Annotated in this window: 22 protein-coding genes and 1 other RNA gene; 10 read left to right on the top strand and 13 right to left on the bottom strand. The window is 63.1% G+C overall.

What is annotated here, in order from left to right; translation table 11 throughout:
* The first annotated feature begins 8 nt into the window (after positions 1–8).
* Positions 9–413, top strand: coding sequence for a PTS sugar transporter subunit IIA (locus tag WG907_RS02785; protein ID WP_340231060.1), 405 nt, complete (start codon positions 9–11; stop codon positions 411–413).
* The gene (locus WG907_RS02780; protein ID WP_340231059.1) at positions 410–682 is read left to right on the top strand and encodes an HPr family phosphocarrier protein; all 273 of its coding nucleotides are present in this window, start codon (positions 410–412) and stop codon (positions 680–682) included. The genes WG907_RS02785 and WG907_RS02780 overlap by 4 nt, the downstream gene beginning before the upstream one ends.
* Here WG907_RS02780 and WG907_RS02775 read toward each other — a convergent pair whose 3' ends face one another.
* Positions 683–1564 (bottom strand): metallophosphoesterase family protein, encoded by an 882-nt coding sequence (locus WG907_RS02775; RefSeq protein ID WP_340231057.1) that lies wholly within the window; start codon positions 1562–1564, stop codon positions 683–685.
* Between the two features lie 70 nt (positions 1565–1634).
* Between WG907_RS02775 and WG907_RS02770 the strand changes: the two genes are divergently transcribed.
* The 3 genes from WG907_RS02770 to WG907_RS02760 all read left to right on the top strand — a co-directional run bounded on the left by WG907_RS02770 (position 1635) and on the right by WG907_RS02760 (position 4727).
* Positions 1635–2528, top strand: a complete 894-nt coding sequence (locus WG907_RS02770; protein WP_340231056.1) for a diacylglycerol/lipid kinase family protein — start codon at positions 1635–1637, stop codon at positions 2526–2528.
* Between the two features lie 90 nt (positions 2529–2618).
* A complete protein-coding gene (locus WG907_RS02765; RefSeq protein ID WP_340231055.1) occupies positions 2619–3416 on the top strand; it encodes a TrmH family RNA methyltransferase in 798 nt (265 codons plus the stop codon).
* A gap of 3 nt (positions 3417–3419) precedes the next feature.
* Entirely contained in the window at positions 3420–4727 is a 1308-nt protein-coding gene (locus WG907_RS02760) for an MFS transporter (RefSeq protein WP_340231054.1), read from the top strand.
* 69 nt (positions 4728–4796) lie between these two features.
* Here the strand turns inward: WG907_RS02760 and WG907_RS02755 are convergent, their stop codons facing one another.
* From WG907_RS02755 to ffh, 7 genes are all read right to left on the bottom strand, one after another.
* Positions 4797–7274 (bottom strand): TonB-dependent receptor plug domain-containing protein, encoded by a 2478-nt coding sequence (locus tag WG907_RS02755; protein ID WP_340231053.1) that lies wholly within the window; start codon positions 7272–7274, stop codon positions 4797–4799.
* Positions 7275–7612: 338 nt separating this feature from the next.
* Positions 7613–7981, bottom strand: a complete 369-nt coding sequence (gene rplS / locus WG907_RS02750; RefSeq protein ID WP_340231052.1) for a 50S ribosomal protein L19 — start codon at positions 7979–7981, stop codon at positions 7613–7615.
* 5 nt (positions 7982–7986) lie between these two features.
* Positions 7987–8724 carry a tRNA (guanosine(37)-N1)-methyltransferase TrmD gene (trmD, locus tag WG907_RS02745; protein ID WP_340231806.1) on the bottom strand — a complete coding sequence of 246 codons (738 nt, stop codon included), beginning with the start codon at positions 8722–8724 and terminating at the stop codon, positions 7987–7989.
* Complete coding sequence (locus WG907_RS02740) at positions 8721–8999, bottom strand: hypothetical protein (RefSeq protein WP_340231050.1); 279 nt, start codon at positions 8997–8999, stop codon at positions 8721–8723. The genes trmD and WG907_RS02740 overlap by 4 nt, the downstream gene beginning before the upstream one ends.
* A gap of 5 nt (positions 9000–9004) precedes the next feature.
* A complete protein-coding gene (gene rimM / locus WG907_RS02735) occupies positions 9005–9499 on the bottom strand; it encodes a ribosome maturation factor RimM (RefSeq protein ID WP_340231049.1) in 495 nt (164 codons plus the stop codon).
* Positions 9500–9504: 5 nt separating this feature from the next.
* Positions 9505–9966, bottom strand: coding sequence for a 30S ribosomal protein S16 (gene rpsP / locus WG907_RS02730; RefSeq protein ID WP_340231047.1), 462 nt, complete (start codon positions 9964–9966; stop codon positions 9505–9507).
* A gap of 39 nt (positions 9967–10005) precedes the next feature.
* Positions 10006–11463, bottom strand: a complete 1458-nt coding sequence (ffh, locus tag WG907_RS02725) for a signal recognition particle protein (RefSeq protein ID WP_340231046.1) — start codon at positions 11461–11463, stop codon at positions 10006–10008.
* Between the two features lie 432 nt (positions 11464–11895).
* Between ffh and dapF the strand changes: the two genes are divergently transcribed.
* From dapF to ispZ, 4 genes are all read left to right on the top strand, one after another.
* A complete protein-coding gene (gene dapF / locus WG907_RS02720) occupies positions 11896–12708 on the top strand; it encodes a diaminopimelate epimerase (RefSeq protein WP_340231045.1) in 813 nt (270 codons plus the stop codon).
* Positions 12708–14084: a tRNA (N(6)-L-threonylcarbamoyladenosine(37)-C(2))-methylthiotransferase MtaB gene (gene mtaB, locus WG907_RS02715; protein WP_445326754.1), complete on the top strand. Its 1377-nt coding sequence runs from the start codon at positions 12708–12710 to the stop codon at positions 14082–14084. The genes dapF and mtaB overlap by 1 nt, the downstream gene beginning before the upstream one ends.
* A gap of 119 nt (positions 14085–14203) precedes the next feature.
* Positions 14204–15136, top strand: a complete 933-nt coding sequence (gene ftsY / locus WG907_RS02710; RefSeq protein WP_340231044.1) for a signal recognition particle-docking protein FtsY — start codon at positions 14204–14206, stop codon at positions 15134–15136.
* Positions 15137–15249: 113 nt separating this feature from the next.
* Positions 15250–15909, top strand: coding sequence for a septation protein IspZ (gene ispZ / locus WG907_RS02705; RefSeq protein ID WP_445326753.1), 660 nt, complete (start codon positions 15250–15252; stop codon positions 15907–15909).
* Between the two features lie 32 nt (positions 15910–15941).
* On the opposite strand, the gene WG907_RS02700 is transcribed toward ispZ, so the two are convergent.
* Positions 15942–16505 carry a urate hydroxylase PuuD gene (locus tag WG907_RS02700; RefSeq protein ID WP_340231043.1) on the bottom strand — a complete coding sequence of 188 codons (564 nt, stop codon included), beginning with the start codon at positions 16503–16505 and terminating at the stop codon, positions 15942–15944.
* A 207-nt stretch (positions 16506–16712) separates the two neighbouring features.
* Here WG907_RS02700 and WG907_RS02695 point away from each other — a divergent pair, with 207 nt between their 5' ends.
* Positions 16713–17324 carry a superoxide dismutase gene (locus WG907_RS02695; protein WP_340231042.1) on the top strand — a complete coding sequence of 204 codons (612 nt, stop codon included), beginning with the start codon at positions 16713–16715 and terminating at the stop codon, positions 17322–17324.
* 21 nt (positions 17325–17345) lie between these two features.
* On the opposite strand, the gene WG907_RS02690 is transcribed toward WG907_RS02695, so the two are convergent.
* The 4 genes from WG907_RS02690 to WG907_RS02675 form a co-directional block, all read right to left on the bottom strand.
* Positions 17346–17666 (bottom strand): (2Fe-2S) ferredoxin domain-containing protein, encoded by a 321-nt coding sequence (locus tag WG907_RS02690; RefSeq protein ID WP_340231040.1) that lies wholly within the window; start codon positions 17664–17666, stop codon positions 17346–17348.
* Positions 17663–18211 (bottom strand): J domain-containing protein, encoded by a 549-nt coding sequence (locus tag WG907_RS02685; RefSeq protein WP_340231038.1) that lies wholly within the window; start codon positions 18209–18211, stop codon positions 17663–17665. Before WG907_RS02685 ends, WG907_RS02690 begins: the two co-directional genes overlap by 4 nt.
* A gap of 116 nt (positions 18212–18327) precedes the next feature.
* An RNA gene (gene rnpB, locus WG907_RS02680) (RNase P RNA component class A) lies at positions 18328–18715 on the bottom strand.
* Between the two features lie 186 nt (positions 18716–18901).
* Positions 18902–19600, bottom strand: coding sequence for an N-acetylmuramoyl-L-alanine amidase (locus tag WG907_RS02675; RefSeq protein WP_340231037.1), 699 nt, complete (start codon positions 19598–19600; stop codon positions 18902–18904).
* Positions 19601–19767 lie beyond the last annotated feature (167 nt).

Genomic DNA, 19767 nt, shown 5'->3' with positions numbered 1-19767 from the left:
ACAAGCACATGATCGGACTGGTACTCGTAACGCACGGATCGCTGGCGACGGAATTCGTCATCGCGATGGAACATGTCGTCGGGCCGCAGCAGCAGATCGGAACGATCTGCATCGGGCCGGAGGATGATATGGAATTGCGGCGCGCCGACATCGCGGCCGCGGTCGCGCGCGTCAATGACGGCAGCGGCGTCATCCTGCTCACCGATCTGTTCGGAGGAACGCCCTCCAACCTCGCCATCTCGCTCCTCAAGGCGGGCGAGATCGAGGTGATTGCGGGCATCAACCTGCCCATGCTGATCCGCCTGGAAAGCGCCCGCAAGGTGATGGACGTGCGCGCCGCGGTTGCCGCCGCTCGCGAGGCGGGGCAGAAATATATCAGTGTGGCATCGGAATTGTTGGGCAGTACGACATGAATGAATTGAGCCAGGAAGTCCTGATCAGCAACAAGCGCGGCCTGCACGCCCGCGCCAGCGCGAAGTTCGTGACCCTGGCAAGCGGCCTTCCGGCACAGATCACGGTCCGCAAGGACGGCAGCGAAGTGACCGGTACGTCGATCATGGGCCTGATGATGCTCGGCGCGGCGATGGGCGATTCGATCGTCATCAGCGCCACGGGGCCCGAAGCGCATGATGCGCTCGGCAAGCTGGTGATGCTCGTCGAGGACAAGTTCGGCGAGGAATAGCTACCCCGCGGCTCCCTTCTCCGCCACCGCCTTGCCCGGCACCGGCGCATCCGCCATCTCGCGCGCCGTCCACATCATGTTCGCCCGCCGATATTCAACATGGTGGCCGCGCTGGAAACTGGCGCCGTCCCATACCACAACCTGAAGCTCGATCTCGTTATGGTGGCGAACATGCAGCCAGTTGAAGCTTTGCGGTTCGGCATTGCGCAGTCGCGTCGAGGTTGCCGTTCCGGCCTGAATTACCAGCGCGCCGCCGGCATTGGCCACCATCCTGTCTGCCGCTTCCGCATAGGTCCGGTGAAAATGGCCCGCGAGCGCGATGTGGATGCCGGCCTCGCACACCGCCTTGACCGCATCGTCATGCTGGCCGACCGCTTCGCTTAGTTCGCCGCCCTTGCCGATCGGCATTGCAAACAGGGGATGATGGGTCACCAGGATGCGGGTCTTTTCAGGCCTGACATCGGCGAACCGCTCGCGCAGCATCCGCATCTGGTCATGGTTGATCCGCCCATCCTTGATCGTCAGCGACCGCGCCGTGTTGAGGCCCTGGATCGCGACTTCGTCATCCTCGAACCATGGGCAGAGATCATTGTCGATATAGCGCTTGTACCGATCGAGAGGCGCGCCGAAGCGACGAAACACGTCATAGAGCGGAATGTCGTGGTTACCCGGAACAGACAGAACCCGGTGCCCGGCGCCCCGCAGCCGGTTGAGCCAGACCGACGCTTGCTTGAACTGCTCGACCTTGGCGCGTTGGGTGAAATCACCGCTGATGATCACCAGATCGGGCTGACGCTCCGTCAGCCAGGCTTCGGTGGCGGATACGATCTTGGGGTCATTAGCCCCGAAATGAATGTCGGAAAGATGCGCGATTCGGGCCATGGCGCTCTAACGAGCGTGGGCATTTCTGGTTGCGCGCGGACCCCCGAACAACCTCACGAGTTGTGGCGGCATGGAAACCAGACCGCTCCCTCGCGAAGCCACCCTTGTCGTGAACGCCCACTCCCGCAAGGGCGAGGCCATGTTCGACACAGCCCGCACCGCGCTGGAGGCCGCCGGGGTCACCCTAATCGCCGCTCACGCGGTCAAGGATCCGGAACAGATGAACGCCACCGTCCAGCGCGCGATTGCCGATGGCGCACCGATGGTCATCGTCGGCGGCGGCGACGGATCGATGTCGGGCACGGTCGACGAGTTCGTCGGCAGGGATTGCGTGTTCGGCGTGCTCCCGCTCGGCACCGCCAACAGTTTCGCCCGCACGCTCGGACTGCCGCTCGACCTTGAAGGCGCAGTCGCCATTCTCGCTACGGGCCAGCGCCGCCGAATCGACCTTGGCATGATCGACGAGGATTATTTCGTCAACGCCGCCTCTCTCGGCCTATCGCCGATGATCGGCGACACCGTGCCGCACAAGCTCAAACGCTATCTCGGCCGGATCGGCTATCTGCTCTGGGCGGTCAAATGCTCCATCGGATTTCGGGCCTTCCGCCTGACCATCGACGATGGCAGCGGCGAACGGCGCATGTGGGCGACGGAAGTCCGCATTCTCAACGGCCCCTATCATGGCGGCGTCGAACTGTCCGATGACGCTACCGTCGACAGCGGCGAACTGGTGGTGCAGGCGGTCGTCGGCCGGAGCCATACCCGACTGGCGTGGGATTGGTACGCGAAATTCTTCAAGCTGCGCGACCGCAACGCGCATACGGAAGAATTTCGCGGAGCCAGCATTCGAATCGACACCAGGCCCGGACAGAAAATCTCGATCGATGGGGAAGTGCTGGCAAGAACGCCCGTGATCGCCAGGATCGCGCGCCGCGCCATCGAAGTCGCCGCACCCGCCGCCTGAGCCGACGCCCCTACCCTTTTGCGTCCTGCCCGGATAGAGAGGCGGCTTCCTCCGCCCTCCGGCGGAAGCTCCAAGGGGACTGGCGCAACCGTGGCACGCGAAATCACCGGATTTTCCAACCCGCTGGTCAAGCGCGTTCGGTCGCTCCGCGAAAAGAAATATCGCAAGGCCGAGGGGCTGTTCCTCGCCGAGGGCCTGCGCATTCTGACCGAAGCCCGCGCAGAAGGCGTGCTGCCCGAGATGCTGTTCCATGCCGGCTCGACGCACCCCTTAGCTCAGGACCTGATCGCGGCAATGGAGTGCGCTGGCGGCGAGGTGATCGAAACCACGCCCGACATTCTCTCCAAGATTTCAGGCAAGGACAATGCGCAGGCGGTCGTCGGCGTCTATCGCGACAGGCTGGTCCCCCTCGCTGTGCTGGATCGAGGCAAGGCGGACATCTGGATCGTCGCGCAGTCGCTGCGCGATCCGGGCAATCTCGGCACGATATTGCGCACTGGCGACGCGGTGGGTGCGGGTGGCATCATCCTGATCGACGATTGCGTCGACCCCTTCTCCGTGGAAGCCGTGCGCGCGAGCATGGGGGCGCTGTTCACGCAGTCGATCACGCAAACCCGATGGGAGGATTTCGTGCCTTGGCTGCGGGACGGCCCCGGCGAGTTGATCGGCACCAGCCTGAAGGCCACCCAGGATTATCAGGAGCCACGCTTCGCAAGCCCCTCTTTTCTGCTGGTCGGCAACGAAGCGCAGGGATTGCCGGAAGCCTATGAGGCCGAGTGCGACCTGCTCGTCAAAATGCCGATGCTGGGCAAGGCCGACAGCCTGAACGCGGCTGTCGCAACCGCCGTCATGGCCTATGAACTGCTGAATCAGAAACGGAAGAGATAGAATATGGCGGGGGACGGGAAGGAAGCGGCGACCGGAACGAGCGCCATGTGGCGGCACAAGCGCGTGCTGTCGGCAAGCCTCATCGGCACGGCGGTCGAATTTTACGATTTCTATATCTATGCGACCGCCGCGAGCCTCATCTTCCCCTCCCTCTTCTTTCCGTCCTCCTCGCCCTCGGCACAGTTGCTCGCCTCCTATGGCAGCCTGGCGCTGGCTTTCTTTGCCCGACCCCTCGGCGCGGCCATCTTCGGTCATTATGGCGATAGGGTAGGCCGAAAGGCGACGCTGGTGACATCGCTGATGCTGATGGGCGGATGCACGCTGCTGATCGGATTTCTGCCAACTTATCAGATGATCGGATGGTGGGCCCCTTTAATACTGTGTGTCCTGCGTTTCGGTCAGGGACTGGGGCTGGGCGGCGAATGGGGCGGCGCGGCATTGCTGGCGGTGGAAAATGCGCCATCCGGCTGGCGCGCGCGCTTCGGCATGTTCCCCCAACTCGGCGCGCCGGTCGGCTTCCTGGCCGCCAACGGCCTCTTTCTGCTGCTGGGTGCGTTTCTATCGGACGCGGATTTCTTCGCCTGGGGCTGGCGACTGCCGTTTCTTGGCAGCGCGGTACTGGTTCTCCTGGGCCTGTGGGTCCGCCTCAAGCTCACCGAGACGCCTGAATTCGCCGCCGCGCGCGCAGAGGCCCCGCCGCCGGCCCTGCCGATCGGCGCGCTACTTTCGGGCCATTTGGGCGCGGCGATCGCCGGCACCTTCGCCGTGGTCGCCTGTTTCGCGGTCTATTATATCGCGACCGCCTTTGCGCTGGGGTATGGAACGACCACACTCAAAATCGACCGGGAAAGCTTCCTTGGCATTCAGCTCGGCGCGATTCTGTTCATGGCGCTCAGCATCGTCATCGCGGGCTGGTGGGCGGACAAGACAAGCCCCACGCGAGTCCTGGCGATCGGCTGTGTCGGTACGGTGTTAATGGGCCTGATCTTTGGACCGGCAATGGGCACCGGCGAATTGCTGTCGATCTTCGCAATCCTTAGCCTTGCCCTGTTCCTGATGGGCTTCGTATACGGCCCTCTCGGGGCCTATCTGCCCGCGTTGTTTCCGGTGCAGCTGCGTTACACCGGCGCATCCTTTTCGTTCAACTTAGGAGGCATCCTTGGCGGCGCGCTCGCGCCCATCGTCGCGACCTGGCTGATCGCGGTGCAGGGGATCGCCTTTGTAGGTCTCTATATGTCCGCGGCGGCAGCAGTCAGCCTGGCAGGGCTTTGGTGGACCAGCCGCGCGGCGCGTCGGAAAACAATCGGCTGAATCCGGGTGGATCGGGTATGAAAAAGGGCGGCCACGCAAGCAGCCGCCCTTCCGATTTGACCGACAGTATCAGAATTTGAAGCTGATCCGACCGTAATAATAGCCGCCGTTGATCCCATAGGGCGAGATGCTGAGCGGTGCGTCCAGCACGCGGGCCCCGTCGATGGGGAAATCGTCCGCATCATTGGGCATGGTGTCGGCTTTCTTGTTGAGCAGATTGTTCGCGCCCACGGTCAGCGTGATGCTGTCGTTAAGCGTGTAGCTGGCTTCAAGATCCGTGATCGCCGCCGCACCGACCCGGACCGTCGGCGTCGTGTTACCGAAGATGACGACCTGCGACGTCTTGCCGTAGAAGGTCTCGCGCAAGTTGAAGCTGAACCCTCCCAGCGAGAACAGGGCCCCCGCTATCACCTTATATTTCGGCGAAGCGTCCTCCAGGATGCTGCGAGCGTCGGCGGCATACAGGTCGGCGGGAATGCGCAGCCGCTTGATCTTCGTCTCATTATAATTGGCCGACAGCGACCAAAGGATGCTCCCATCGCCAACCGGCGTCGTATAAGCGGCAGTCACGTCCACGCCGCGCGTGCGGGTATCTGCGCCATTGGTGAACAGGCTGATGCCGGCATCGCCGATCGACAACACATAGGGATCGAGCACATTGCCATGCGCGGCAATGGCGTCGAGCACCGACTGGTCGACGACCGTGCCGCCAGCTAGGCCCTGAATTGACCCAGTGCCCACGATCCGGTTCTTCAGCTTGATCTGATAGGCATCGACGGTGATGTTCAACTTGTCCACCGGGCGCAGCACCAGACCGAGGCTGAGATTTTTCGATGTTTCGGGCTTCAGATCATCATAGCCCAGCAATTTGGCTGCGGCGGAGTTTGGCGGCAATTGCACATAGGCCGATGTCGGCCCGACATTGGTCGAACTGTAGAAGGATTCGAGCAATGACGGAGCCCGGAATCCCGTGCTGATGGTACCGCGCACCGCGATCTGATCGCTGAAATCGATCCGGCTGGTCACCTTCCAGGTCCATTTGGTGCCGAAGTCGCTATAATCCTCGAAGCGTACGGCGCCATCGATCTTCCATATTTCAACCGGGTTCAGCGCTAGATCGAGATAAGCCGCCTTGTTATTGCGCGTGTGTTTTCCCGCGTCGGTGGCGAGGAAACCGGGATAGGACTGGCCCCCTTCGAAATAAGTAGAGGCAAAATCACCCCGACCTATCGTGAAGCTATTTTTGCGATATTCGGCACCGAATGCAAGATTAGCGGGCGACGCCATACCGAGTTCGAATTCCTTGGCGATATCGAGGTTACTCGTCCATTCGGACGCCTTGAGGAAGCCGTCGTAGAAATTGGATGGGGTTGTGCCGGTATTGATGAACAGGCTGCGGTTGGCGGAATCCAGCGTGTAAAGTTTGGCGTAATCCTGACCGTAAGTCGTGCTGATGTCCCAGCGAAAACCCCCGCTTTCGCCCCGAATACCGCCGGTGTTGGAGAAATCATCCTCCTTCGTCGCTTCGCGCGGATTGAAGCCCGTAGGGCTGACGAGAATCTGCTCACCCGCTACGCCAAGCACCGGCGAGCGAGTCACGCGCCACGGTTGCCGGTAATTTTCATAGGCGCTCGCTTGACGGCGCCCGTAGCTTCCAAAGGCATAGAGTTCGACACCGCCAAAATCATGACCGGCATTATAGACGATGGTGGTGAGCGTGGAACGGGCGTCGCCGACGATGCGGTTGGTGTTCGGAGCGCCAGGCAGGCCGATGGCGGCCATCGCCTGATGCGCGGCGGATATATCCGTACGGATCGACCCGTCGCGATTATAAATGCCGCGATCAACGCCTCCACGTTGCGAAAAACCGTGAAAGCGATGGAACATGGTGAAGTTGAGGTAGCTGTCTGGCCCCACGTCAGGCGCGAAGGTGATGCTACCGGAATAAGTCGTGCCGTCGCCTTTATAATATTGGCCCGCAGTGAAATTTCCCGAAATCACGTCCTTGTCGCTTTTGAGGATGATGTTGATGACGCCCGCGATTGCATCGGACCCATATTGGGCTGCCGCGCCGTCTTCCAGCACTTCGATGCGCGCTATCGAACCAGGCGGGATCATATCAAGATCGGGTGCCGCGCCGCCCTGATACGGGCCGCTCAGGACATGCAGGTTGGATGTGCCATGGCGTCGCTTGCCGTTGACGAGGATCAGCGCATGGTTGGGGCTGAGGCCACGCAGCCGGGCCGACAGGGTCAGGTTCGCCGTGTCGCCACCAAAAGCCTGGGCCGTGAAGGAAGGCACCAGCTGGGTGAGAACCTGGTTGAGGTTGGGCTGACCCACTTTCTCAAGCGCACTGCTGTCGATCACCTTGATCGGTGCGCTGCTTTCGGCTGCGGTTACACCCGACGCGCGCGTCCCTGTAACGATTATCGCAGCGCCCTCGTCGACGGCCGCCGCCTGCGGCGCAGCATCCTGAGCAAATGCTGGCATGGAATAGACTATGGCTGCAGCAATCGCGGCGCGAGAAACAACAGATTTATACTTCATGAAACAGCCCCCTATATTTCTTATGAAGAGGCCTCTCCCATTTATTATTATCGCAATCCTGCCTGTAGCTTTTAATCCCCATCAGACGATGCGAGACACCACTCAATCTCTTCAGAGTGAGCTTGAAAACATCGGACAATAACTAGAAACGGAAGGCTGACATAAATCCGCCATCTGAGAAATGGAATTTCGGCAGTGCGGCAAAATCTATTCGCTCACCCGATAGCGGCCACCGCGACAGTGGAGATTAAGCCTAAGAAAAGACACGAAAAAGGCGACATCCCCAAAGGATGCCGCCTGTATCATTTCTGCAACTGTCAAGGACAGTTAATGAAAGCTTAGCCCTCGCTACGGACGTCACGACGTTCCGCGATACGGGCGCGCTTGCCGGTCCGGCCGCGCAGATAATAGAGTTTCGCGCGACGCACGACGCCACGGCGAACGACCGTGATCGAATCAATGTTGGGCGAATAGAGCGGGAATACGCGCTCGACGCCTTCGCCGAACGAAATCTTGCGAACGGTGAAGTTCGACCCCATGCCCTTGTTGGAACGCGCGATGCACACGCCTTCATAGTTCTGGACACGGCTGCGTTCGCCTTCGATGACCTTCACGCCGACGCGCAGCGTGTCACCAGGGCGGAATTCGGGGATATCCTTGGCCAGAGCCGCGATATTTTCGGCCTCGATCTGCTGGATCAAGTTCATGTGACTTAGTCCTTCTTCATGCGCTGCGCACCAGAGGGCGACTGGTCCCGAACGCCGATATGACGTTCCCAAAGGTCCGGCCGCCTTAGCCGTGTGTCATCTTCCGCCCTTTGTTTCCGCCAGGCGGCGATTTTCGCATGATCCCCCGATCGCAACACTTCAGGGATCGTGCGCCCTTCCCACAAAGCAGGCCGGGTATAATGCGGATATTCAAGAAGGCCACTTTCGAAGCTTTCCTCATCCCCGCTGGAAGCCGCGCCCATTACACCGGGCAACAGACGGATGCAAGCATCGAGCAGCATCAGCGCGCCCATTTCCCCGCCGGACAGGATGATGTCGCCCATGCTGACTTGCTCAATGGGCCGCGCGTCGAACAAACGCTCGTCAAACCCCTCGAACCGGCCGCACAATATGGTCGCGCCCGGCCCCTGCGCCAGCGCCCGGACCCGCGCCTGCGTGATCGGCTGGCCGCGCGGCGTCATCGCCAGCACCGGCAGGTCGGGCCGCTGGGCCAGCGCATGATCTACTGCCCTCGCAACGATGTCGGCGCGCAGCACCATGCCCGCGCCGCCGCCCGCAGGCGTATCGTCCACCGTGCGATGCCGGTCGGTGGCAAAATCGCGAATCGAAACGGGACTGCACGACCATATCCCCTCGCTCAACGCTCGCCCGGCGAGCGATATGCCGAGCGGCCCCGGAAACATTTCGGGATAGAGGGTCAGGACCTGCGCTGTGAACGTCACGAGCGCCGCGCGCGCAGCCTTGCCGCCGAAAAGCCGCCAGCGAGGCAAAGAACGCCGCAGACGAGCAGGGTCAGTCCGAACCGGATCAGCAGGTCCGACCAGGCGCTGTCCCGCATGAGCGCCGGGATGATGAAAAGCAGCGGCACCGGCACGGCGAGCGCCAGCGCCGTCGCCAATTTCACCCGGATCGTCCAGCCGATGCTCCCTAATCGCCAGCCGGCGGCGAGCAGGAACAGCAGATAAAGACCCAGAACGAGTTTAGGAACGAGGGGCACGCCCGTCACTCCACGAAAGCGGCGTCGACCACCGCGCCCGCATCCTCCAAGGTCACCGCATGCATCGCGACCATGAAGCGTTTGCCGGCCTTGCCGTCCACCGGGGGCCGCTCGATCTCGATGATATCGCCCGCGCCGAAATTCTCGATAGCGACGATTTGTCCCAGAGCCGCGCCCTCACTCGAGGTGCAGGGCAGTCCGATCAGATCGACATGATAATATTCGCCTTCGTCCAGCGGCGGGAGGGCGGATCGCGGCACCGTCAGCACGGTGCCGCGCAGCGCATCGGCCGCGCCGCGATCGCCGATTTCAGCGAAGCGCGCCACCGCACCATTCGAACCGGGCCGCACGGACGTAAGCGTCAGCGTGCGGCCAGCGGCATCGAAGCTCTTATAGGCGTTGAGGCTCTCTGCCCCCTCGCCGAACAATTTCAGCCGAACCTCGCCCGTCACGCCATGCGCGCCGATAATAGCGGCCAGGGTGACAGGGAGATCGGTCAAGGGGTTCAGCCCTCGGCCTGTTCTTCGGAAGCGACGGCTTCGGCAGGCGCTTCCTCGGCAGCGGCCTCGGCAGGTGCTTCAACCGGTGCCTTGGCGGCTTCTTCGGCGGCCTTGCGGGCGTCCTCGGCTTCGGCCAGCTTGGTCGCCCGGTCCTCGGCGCGATCCTTGGCCTTCTGACCCGGCTCGCCCTTCTTGGGGTTGTTGCTCGCCTTGCGCTCCTGAACGCCGGCGGCGTCTAGGAAACGAGCGACGCGATCGGACGCCTGCGCGCCGACGGCAACCCAATGCTTGGCGCGCTCGACATTCAGCACGACGCGCTTTTCGTCATCCTTGGCGAGCAGCGGGTTGAAGCTGCCGATGCGCTCGATGAACGCACCATCGCGGGGCGAACGGCTGTCGGCCACGACGATCCGGTAATAGGGACGCTTTTTGGAACCGCCGCGCGAGAGACGAATGGACGTTGCCATGGAGTAAACCTTTCTTTGTAATCTGATCTGTTGAAACGATTATTTCTTCATGAAATTCTGAAAGCCGGGTGGCAGGCCGGGCGTCGATCCGCCACCGCCCAGTCCGGGCAGGCCGCCCGCCCCGCCGCCAGCGCCGCCGAACATGCCCTCAAGCCCGCCGCCGCCGAACATCTTGGCCAGCCCCTTGAGGCCGCCCATCTTGCGGATTTTCTTCATCGCGCCTTCCATTTCCTGATGCATTTTCAGGAGGCGGTTGACGTCCTGCACCGTGGTGCCGGCGCCCTTGGCGATGCGGATCTTGCGCTTGGCGTTGATGAGCGCGGGCTTTTCGCGCTCCTTGGGCGTCATCGACCCGATCATCGCGTCGAGATGGACCAGCGTCTTGTCGTTGGCGCCGCTCGACGCGATCGCCGCCTGCGCCTTTTTGAGGCCGGGGATCATGCCGGCCAGTGCGCCAAGGCCGCCCATGCGGCTCATCTGGTTCAGTTGCGCGCGCAGGTCATTGAGGTCGAACTGGCCCTTGGCCATTTTCTTGGCAAGCTTGTCGGCTTCCTCGACGTCGATCGATTCCGCCGCGCGTTCGACCAGCGACACGACATCGCCCATGCCCAATATGCGTTGCGCCACGCGCTGAGGATGGAAGGGTTCGATCGCGTCCAGCTTTTCGCCGGTACCAGCAAATTTGATCGGACGGCCGGTGACCGCACGCATCGACAGCGCCGCACCGCCGCGCGCGTCGCCATCCATCCGGGTCAGCACTATGCCGGTCAGCGGCACCTGAGTCGTGAAACTGGTTGCGACATTGACCGCGTCCTGGCCGGTCAGCGAATCGACCACCAGCAGGATTTCGGCCGGGGTCGCGACATCGGCGACAGCCTTCATCTCGTCCATCAGCGCCTGATCGACATGCAGGCGGCCGGCGGTGTCGAGCATCACGACATCGAAGCCCTGGAGCTTGGCCGACTGGAGCGCGCGGCGGGCGATATCGACCGGCTGCTGCCCGGCGACGATCGGCAGAGTCGCCACGTCGATCTGGGCGCCGAGCACCGCAAGCTGTTCCTGCGCGGCGGGGCGCTGGACGTCGAGCGACGCCATCAGCACCTTCTTGCGCTCGCGCTCCTTCAGCCGCTTGGCGAGCTTGGCGGTGGTCGTCGTCTTGCCCGAGCCTTGCAAACCGACCATCATGATGACGGCGGGCGGCGTGACGTCGATCAGAAGCTCCGACGTTTCGGACCCCAGCGTCTCGGTCAGCGTATCCGATACGATCTTGACGACCATCTGGCCGGGCGTGACCGAGCGCAGCACGTCGCTGCCGACGGCGCGTTCGGTCGCCTGATCGACGAACTGGCGCACCACGGGGAGCGCGACGTCCGCCTCCAGCAGCGCGATTCGCACCTCGCGCATCGCGGCGCGGACATCGTCCTCCGACAGCGCGCCGCGCCCCCGAAGCTTGTCGAATACCCCACCCAGACGATCGCTCAGCGAATCGAACATCATCACCTCAATTGGGCGCTAAGACCCGGAAAACATGGCATGACCCCGTAAACGACAAAATCGCCGGCGGGCGAAACCTCGCCGGCCAGCGTCCATACAAAGCGCCCTATGCACCGGGGTGCGCGCTCAATGGATATGTCAGGGTCTCGAACGGCAAGCCGCCCGATTGCTGGCGGGCCTTTAGCGCAGGCCGGGCGCGATCGCAAGCCTGGCCCTGCGCCCCGCGCGCCGGGCCAGAACCGCTTAACTTCGCATATTTCCCGCACATTTCGCCCATTTATTGCTTGGGATTGAAATAATATTACGATGGAGGCTGAAAGGATGGACGATGCGAAAGAGCCTTGGATACGGTCTAGCATAGCGGGCGTCGTGTAGGACAGCGGCCGGGCGAAGCGCTGGATTTTTGCCGCCGCTACGCCTACATGCGCGGCCATTATGAGCCGCTTTTCCAAGATGCATGGTCTGGGCAACGACTTCGTCGTGATCGACGCGCGCGCGGGTGGCGTCGCGATGACGCCTGCGCGCGCGCAGGCCATCGCCGACAGACATGCCGGTATCGGTTGCGACCAGCTGATCCTGATCGGCGCGCCCGACGGGGGCGATGAAGCGGCCGACGTGTCGATGCGCATCTTCAATGCCGACGGCAGCGAGGTCGAGGCGTGCGGCAATGCGACGCGCTGCGTGCCGCTGTTCCTTGGCCGCGACGTGCTGATCCGCACCAAGGCGGGGCTGCTCGATGCCCAGGCGGTCGACGGCGGCGCGAGCGTCGATATGGGGGCGCCTCGTTTCGAGTGGGATGCGATCCCGCTCGCCTATCCGATGGATTCGCTGACCATGAGCGCAAGCTGGGAGGACCTGCCCCCGCCCGCCGCGGTCAATGTCGGCAATCCGCATGTGATCTTCTTCGTCGACGATCTGGACGCGGTGGAGATCGAACGGCTCGGCCCCCTGATCGAACATGATCCGCTGTTTCCCGCCCGCGTGAACGTCAATTTCGCGCAGATCGTGGGCGAGAACCATATCCGCCTGATCGTGTGGGAGCGCGGCGCTGGACTGACGCGCGCGTGCGGCACCGGGGCCTGCGCCACGGCGGTGGCGGCGGTGCGGCGCAGGCTGATGACCGGGCCGGTGACGGTCAGCCTGCCGGGCGGCGACCTGGAGATCGAATGGCGTCCGGGCGGATCGATCCGCATGACCGGCCCGGCCACCCATGTCTTCGACGGCGAGGCCGACTGGGACCGGTTCTGATGCCGCCCGAGGTCATTACCCTGGGCTGCCGGCTCAATATCGCGGAGAGCGAGGCCATTCGCGACATGGCGGGCGGGCAGGATGATCTGGTCGTCGTCAACAGTTGCGCGGTGACGGCGCAGGCGGTGCGCCAGACGCGGCAGGCGATCCGGCGGGCGCGGCGCGCGCGGCCCGATGCGCGGATCGTGGTGACGGGCTGCGCGGCGCAGACCGAGCCGGAGACCTTCGCGGCGATGGCCGAGGTGGATGTCGTGCTGGGTAATCGGGAGAAGATGGAGGCTGCAAGCTACAGCGCCCCTCCCCTTCCTTTCGTGTCTAACGACGTCGAGACAGGGGATCGAGCGAAGTCAAAGATATCCGACGCTGCTGATCTCGACTTCGCTCGATCGGACTTCTCGACGTCGCTCGAAGCGAACGGGATTTTCGGGTCGGCCTTTGACCCCAAAATCCGCGTCGCCGACATCATGACGGTACGCGAGACCGCGCCGCATTTGGCGTCCGCCTTTGCCGATCATGCCCGCGCTTTTCTGGAGGTGCAGAATGGCTGCGACCATCGCTGCACCTTTTGCGTCATCCCCTTTGGCCGGGGCAACAGCCGGTCGGTGCCGGCGGGCGCGGTGGTGGACAAGGCGAAGGCGCTGGTCGACGCGGGGCATAGGGAAATCGTGCTGACCGGGGTCGACGTCACCAGCTACGGCCCCGATCTGCCGGGCAAGCCCTCGCTCGGGCTGCTGGTCGAGCGGATATTGAAGGGCGTGCCCGACTTGCCCCGCCTGCGCCTGTCGTCGCTCGACAGCGTGGAGATCGATGAGCGGCTGTTCGCGCTGATCGCGCACGAACCGCGCATGATGCCGCATCTGCATCTGTCGTTGCAGGCGGGCGACGACATGATCCTCAAGCGGATGAAGCGCCGTCATGCCCGCGCCGACGCGGTGCGCATCGTCGAGCGGCTGAAGGCGGCGCGGCCGGACATCAGCATCGGCGCGGACATCATCGCCGGCTTTCCGACCGAGGATGCGGCGATGTTCGAGAACAGCCTGCGCCTGATCGCCGATTGTGACATCGTTCATGGCCACATCTTTCCCTATTCGCCGCGCGCGGGAACGCCCGCCGCGCGCATACCGCAGGTCGATCGTGCGACGATCAAGGCGCGGGCGGCACGGCTGCGGACGGCATGCGAGGCGCAGCGCGCCGGCTGGCTGCGGGGGCTGGTCGGATCGACCCAGTCCGTGCTGGTCGAGCGCAGCGGGCAGTCGGGCCATGCGGAAAATTTCGCGCCAGTGCGGTTTGCGGGGGCGCGAACCGCCGGCGTAATCGTGCGCGGGACGATCAGCGCCCTTGAGAATGGCACGTTGATCGCGCAAGAGGCCGCATGATTTTGCACAGCCTCGTAATGTTCGGGCGCGCGGCGACTCCGGCTGCTCGTCGCGAAGGCCATGCCGAAGGCGACATGGATTCCCGCCTGCGCGGGAATGACGGATGAAAGTGGTACGATATGGCTGAATCATCCTGGCGCGACCGCCTGTTCGGGGGACTCAAGCGCACGTCCGACAAGCTGGGCGAAAATCTCACCGGCCTGTTCACCAAGGCGGCGCTCGACGACCAGACGCTCGACGAGATCGAGGAAGCGCTGATCGTCAGCGACCTTGGCCCGGCGACCGCCGCGCGGGTGCGCGAGCGGCTCGCCGAAGGACGCTTCAACCGCGAACTGACCGAGGAGTATCTGCGCGAGATCATCGCGGAGGAGATCGAGAAGGTGCTGGCTCCGGTCGCCCGCCCGCTGGAGATCGAGGCCTTTCCCCGGCCGCAGGTGATTTTGGTGATCGGCGTCAACGGGTCTGGCAAGACGACCACCATCGCCAAGCTGGCGCATAATTTCCTGGAGCAGGATTATGGCGTGATGCTGGCGGCGGGCGATACGTTCCGCGCCGCCGCCATCGGCCAGCTCAAAATCTGGGCCGAGCGGCTGGGCGTGCCGATCGTCGCAGGCAAGGAAGGCGGCGATGCGGCGGGCATCGTGTTCGACGCGGTGAAGCAGGCCACCGCGACCGGAATCGACGTGCTGATCGTGGACACCGCCGGCCGGCTCCAGAACAAGACCGAGCTGATGGACGAGTTGGCGAAGATCCGCCGCGTGCTCAGCCGATTGAACCCGGCGGCCCCGCACGACGTTGTGCTGGTTCTGGATGCCACCACGGGACAGAATGCGTTGAACCAGATCGAGGTTTTCAAACAGGTCGCGCAAGTGACGGGCCTCGTCATGACCAAGCTGGACGGCACCGCACGTGGCGGCGTGCTGGTGGCGGCGGCGGAGAAATATCGCCTGCCGATCCATGCGATCGGCGTGGGCGAGAAGATCGAGGATCTGCGCCCGTTCGATGCCGGCGACATGGCGCGGGCGATCGCCGGGACCGCTTATGCGCGGTGAGAAACGGGACCTCACCACCATTTCGTCATCCCAGCGAAGGCTGGGATCTCTTTTCTTCAACCCGCTTCAAAAGAAGTGAGATCCCAGCCTTCGCTGGGATGACGGAGTACATGATGGCCGACGCCACCCCTGCCACCAAACCCGCCCATGGCGGCAATCTCAGCCTGGCGCTCGATTTCGGGCCGCTGCTGGTGTTTTTCCTGACCTATAAGGGCGCGGGGTGGCTGTGGGGGGCTGGCAATGCGATTGCCGCGATGACGCTGGGCACCGGGGCGTTCATGGCCGCGATCATCATCGCCGTTATCATTTCCAAGGTGAAACTGGGCCGCGTGTCGCCGATGCTGTGGCTGTCGGCGATGCTGATCCTGTTTTTCGGCGGGCTGACCATCTATTTCCACGACCAGCGCTTCATCCAGATCAAGCCGACGATCATCTATGCCTTTTTCGCGGTGATGCTGTTCGGCGGTTTGCTGCGGGGCAAGCCGTTGCTCAAATATCTGCTTCAGGCCGCCTATGACGGGCTGACCGACGAGGGATGGAGCAAGCTGTCGCGCAACTGGGCGTTCTTCTTCGTCGCGATGGCCGTCGCAAACGAGGCGATGCGCCGCTCGATGAGCTTCGACGCGTGGCTGGCGGTCAAGGTGTGGGGCATCACCGTCATTTCGGTGCTGTTCGCCGCCGCAAACGTGCCCATGCTGCTGCGCCATGGCCTGAGCCTGGGCGAAAAGCTGGACAGTGAAGAGATTGGCGAGACAACCCCGCCGCAGGGATGAGGCGGACGCGACAAGCGCCCGCCTCCCTTTGCTCAACCGCCGTTGAAATTGATCATGCAGTACAGCATGGCCAGCGACAGCAGCGTATTGGTGCGCGAGAAGATCATCGCGGTGGTCGCCGCCTTGGCCTTGGCCGCGTCATCCACCGTTACGATACCGAGCGCCTTTTTCTGGTTCGGCCAGATCACGAACCATACATTGAATGCCATGATGAGCGCTAGCCACATGCCGATGCCGATCAGCACGAAGCCGGGCTGGAAGGTCAGCGCCTCGACCAGATAGGCGCTGCGCCAGGCGATGATCAGGCCGGTCAGCACCGTCAGCGCGGCGGACCAGCGGAAGAAGAACAAGGCCGACGGCGCGATGAATTTCGACACGCCCGGTTTCAGTTCCGCCGGCACTTTGGGCATGGTCGGTATCTGAACGAAGTTGAAATAATAAAGCAGGCCGATCCAGGTGATGCCGAAAAACAGGTGCAACCAGCGCAGGATCGCCTGTTCAGGAACCGCATTTGCAGGAACCGCGACGATGACCGCCAGCGCGAGCACTAGCCCCGCGACCAGTACCAGATGCAGATTACCGAAAAATTTTGCCATGCTTCTCCCCCTTATGCCCGCCCGGTCATACAGACGGGCTTGACCGCGAAGGTAGCGCATCGTTTCGTCCCTGTCATATGGATATTTCCGTAGGGTCGGATCGAACAATCCACTTTTTCGCAGTGCAACATCACTGCTAGAGGGGAAGGACCCTTTCGGCGCGCATCGTCGTTATGCGCGCTGTATCCATTATCCGAGGAACCCTACATGGCCTTTGTTTTGCCTGACCTGCCCTATGCCAAGGACGCCTTTGGCGACATTTTGTCGGCCGAAACCTTCGATTATCATCATGGCAAGCATCACAACGCCTATGTCGTGAAGGCGAACGAGCTGATCGCCGCCGATTCTGCCTTCCAAGGCAAATCGCTGGTCGAGCTGATCAAGGTCGCCAAGGGCGGGTTGTTCAACCAGGTCGGCCAGATCTGGAACCATACATTCTACTGGAAGTCGCTCAGCCCCGAAAAGAAGCAGCCGTCGGGCAAACTGCTCGACCTCATCAATGAAGGCTTCGGGTCGGTCGATGCGCTGCTCGACAAGCTGAAGGCCGAAGCCGTAGGGCATTTCGCCAGCGGCTGGGCGGCGCTGGTCCTCAAGGATGGCAAGCTTGCGGTCACCTCCTATCATGACGCCGACACGCCGGTCGCGCATGGCGACGCGCCGCTGCTGATCCTCGATGTGTGGGAACATGCCTATTATATCGACTATCGCAACCTGCGGCCCAACTATGCCGAAAAGCTGCTCAAGGAAGCGATCGACTGGGATTTCGTCGCGCTGAACCTCGACGGTGAGGGTGCGAGCCGGGCCGACCAGCCGGGCTGAAGCGACTATCCGCCCGTCGCGTCACACGGCGGGCGGATCATTGTCGACCAGATGCAGCGTGCCGGCGAGCGCATCGAGGTCGGCGCCGGGACGCACCAGCAGCCATTCGCGGGCGTCCGCGCCGTCGATCACCGTGACAGCGCCTTTGGGGCACACGCCCAGGCATCCGACCTCGATCACGCCAGCCGCAGCCTTGCGCCCCTTGCGCAGCGCAAGATGCTTGCGCAGCGCCCTCGCCAGCCGCTCGTCGCCGTCGGGACCGAAACCGCCGTCGAGCTTTTTGGAGCATTTGCGGCAGACCAGCACGGCGCTGCGCCAGTTGGAGCGGACATGATCCTTCAATCGGACGCGCCGCGGGGCTTCCAGGTGCGCCGCTCCTCGGCCGCGCGCAGCACTTCATAGGCGGCCTGAATCGTCTGGAAACGCATGGCGGCCTGCGCGTCGCCGGGCTTTACGTCGGGATGATATTCCTTGGCGAGCCGCCGCCAGCTTTTCTTGACCGCCTCGAAATCCGAATCATCTTCAAGGTCGAGCGCCTGCAACGCATGCATCTCGTCGCGCGAGCGACTGCCGTCGCCGGGCCCACCCCAGCTATGATAGGCGCTGCCCTGAAAGCCGCCCGCGTCGCGCCGCTCGTCGCGTTCGCGACTGGCGCGCTCTTCGTCGTCCAGCCCCTGAAAATAGTCCCAGTTGCGGTTATATTCGCCGGCATGTTCGGAACAGAAATACCAGCGTTCCGGGCTGTTGGGTGATTTCGGCGCAGGGCAGTCACCCGGCTGGTCGCAGCCATAGCGGTCGCACATGCGCAGCTGCTGCGCCTCGCGCGAAGCCCCATAGGCGCGCCAGCGGGGGAAACCCCAGTCATTCGATCTGCTGTTGCGTGCCATGGGTGCAAACTAGGGAAGCTTCGCGCCGAATGCCACCCCGATCGGCCGAATAGCGCGCACAGCGCCGATCAGCGGCGGAAAGTGATGGTCGTCGCACCGCCGGCAGAGCAATAAAAAATGCCAGAGGGCCTGTAAGCCGGGTTTTGTCCACTCCTCTCGGAGATAGGCGACCATTCCTCTAGGGGACGGATTGCTCCGGCCCTCAAGCAACCAACCCGGGCGGTCTCGGCCGAAAAATGCCTAGCGGACTTGCGTCCGCGCGCCGCCCCTATTCGGTCTTGCTCCCGGTGGGGTTTACCATGCCGCCGCCCGTTACCGGGGGCGCGGTGCGCTCTTACCGCACCCTTTCACTGTCACTGGGTCGAAACCTTAGCGACCTTCTCTCTGTTGCACTGTCCCTTGGATCACTCCAGCCGGCCGTTAGCCGGCACCGTCATTTCGTGGAGCCCGGACTTTCCTCGCCGTGGAAGTTACCCGCCACGCCGCGGCCGCCCGGCCCTCTGGCGTCGCCGCCACTACACGCATCGGGGTGGCGCGTCATCAGACTTCTTTGGAATAAAGCCGGCACCGGCCCGCTCCCCCGCCCAACCACCCGATCGAGTATCATCCTGTCGGGTGGTTGGGCGGGGGAGCGGGCCGGTGCCGCCAACAGAAACGCTCTTTCGCGATTTCTCAACAGTCTCTCAGACGCTATTCGTCGCCGCGCGGCTTGGGCAGCAGCAGCGCGAGCAGGATGGCGCGACATTCGCCGCATATGACCCCGTCGATCAGTTCGGGCCGGAAGCGGCGCTGGAAGGCGATGACCGCCGCCTGCGGATCGGTGATGTCGTAACCGAAGCGTTCGAGCGCTAGCATGAAGCCGCCATCGGTCCAGTGCGGGTCCATCAGGTTCTTCGTCGGGCGAGGCAGCGCGAGGCGCAGGCGGGCAAGCTGGCCCCAGGGGAAAAGCTCGCCCGGGTCCTGCTTGCGCGCGGGGGCAATGTCGCTGTGCCCGACGATATTGCCGCGCGTGATGCCGTGGCGGCCGACAATGTCGTGGATGAGCGGGATCAGCGATCCCATCTGCGCCTGTGGAAACGGCCGATAGCCCCACTCATGCCCGGGATTGACGATCTCTATGCCGATGCTGGCAGAATTAATATCCTCGACCCCGCGCCAGCGGGAGCGGCCGGCATGCCAGGCCCGCTTGTCCTCCGCCACCATGCGGATGATCTGGCCATCTTCGGTCACGCAATAATGGGCGGACACCTTGGATTCGGGATTGGCGAGCCAGTTGATCGCGCTCGCGGCGTCGGGCATGCCGGTATAGTGCAACACCAGCATCGACACCGGCAGGCTACGCTCATCGAAATTGGGCGACGGCGTGTCGATCATGGGCATGTCGATCATCGGGCCCAACTCACCGCGGGAAATCCAGTCACCCTATATCCCGTCACCAAATATCCTCGGCCATCGCACCCTCCGCCAACCGGCTCCGGCATTCAGCGAAGGCGTGGATTAACCATGGCGGAGACAGGGCACGCAATCAAGAGCCCCAAAGGCACGCGCTCGCCGGA

Source organism: Sphingobium fluminis (genome assembly GCF_037723805.1).
GTDB lineage: Bacteria > Pseudomonadota > Alphaproteobacteria > Sphingomonadales > Sphingomonadaceae > Sphingobium.
This window is presented reverse-complemented; position numbering and strand designations above follow the sequence as displayed.

Excerpts from the sequence above, each read along its gene's own strand:
- WG907_RS02775 (WP_340231057.1), bottom strand. The coding sequence starts at position 1,564 with ATGGCCCGAATCGCGCATCTTTCCGACATTCATTTCGGGGCTAATGAC.
- WG907_RS02785 (WP_340231060.1), top strand. The coding sequence starts at position 9 with ATGATCGGACTGGTACTCGTAACGCACGGATCGCTGGCGACGGAATTC.
- WG907_RS02675 (WP_340231037.1), bottom strand. The coding sequence starts at position 19,600 with ATGATCGACATGCCCATGATCGACACGCCGTCGCCCAATTTCGATGAG.
- ispZ (WP_445326753.1), top strand. The coding sequence starts at position 15,250 with ATGGCCGACGCCACCCCTGCCACCAAACCCGCCCATGGCGGCAATCTC.
- ftsY (WP_340231044.1), top strand. The coding sequence starts at position 14,204 with ATGGCTGAATCATCCTGGCGCGACCGCCTGTTCGGGGGACTCAAGCGC.
- WG907_RS02780 (WP_340231059.1), top strand. The coding sequence starts at position 410 with ATGAATGAATTGAGCCAGGAAGTCCTGATCAGCAACAAGCGCGGCCTG.
- WG907_RS02760 (WP_340231054.1), top strand. The coding sequence starts at position 3,420 with ATGGCGGGGGACGGGAAGGAAGCGGCGACCGGAACGAGCGCCATGTGG.
- mtaB (WP_445326754.1), top strand. The coding sequence starts at position 12,708 with ATGCCGCCCGAGGTCATTACCCTGGGCTGCCGGCTCAATATCGCGGAG.
- rplS (WP_340231052.1), bottom strand. The coding sequence starts at position 7,981 with ATGAACTTGATCCAGCAGATCGAGGCCGAAAATATCGCGGCTCTGGCC.
- WG907_RS02685 (WP_340231038.1), bottom strand. The coding sequence starts at position 18,211 with ATGGCACGCAACAGCAGATCGAATGACTGGGGTTTCCCCCGCTGGCGC.
- WG907_RS02770 (WP_340231056.1), top strand. The coding sequence starts at position 1,635 with ATGGAAACCAGACCGCTCCCTCGCGAAGCCACCCTTGTCGTGAACGCC.
- rpsP (WP_340231047.1), bottom strand. The coding sequence starts at position 9,966 with ATGGCAACGTCCATTCGTCTCTCGCGCGGCGGTTCCAAAAAGCGTCCC.
- WG907_RS02695 (WP_340231042.1), top strand. The coding sequence starts at position 16,713 with ATGGCCTTTGTTTTGCCTGACCTGCCCTATGCCAAGGACGCCTTTGGC.
- WG907_RS02700 (WP_340231043.1), bottom strand. The coding sequence starts at position 16,505 with ATGGCAAAATTTTTCGGTAATCTGCATCTGGTACTGGTCGCGGGGCTA.
- WG907_RS02755 (WP_340231053.1), bottom strand. The coding sequence starts at position 7,274 with ATGAAGTATAAATCTGTTGTTTCTCGCGCCGCGATTGCTGCAGCCATA.
- ffh (WP_340231046.1), bottom strand. The coding sequence starts at position 11,463 with ATGATGTTCGATTCGCTGAGCGATCGTCTGGGTGGGGTATTCGACAAG.
- dapF (WP_340231045.1), top strand. The coding sequence starts at position 11,896 with ATGAGCCGCTTTTCCAAGATGCATGGTCTGGGCAACGACTTCGTCGTG.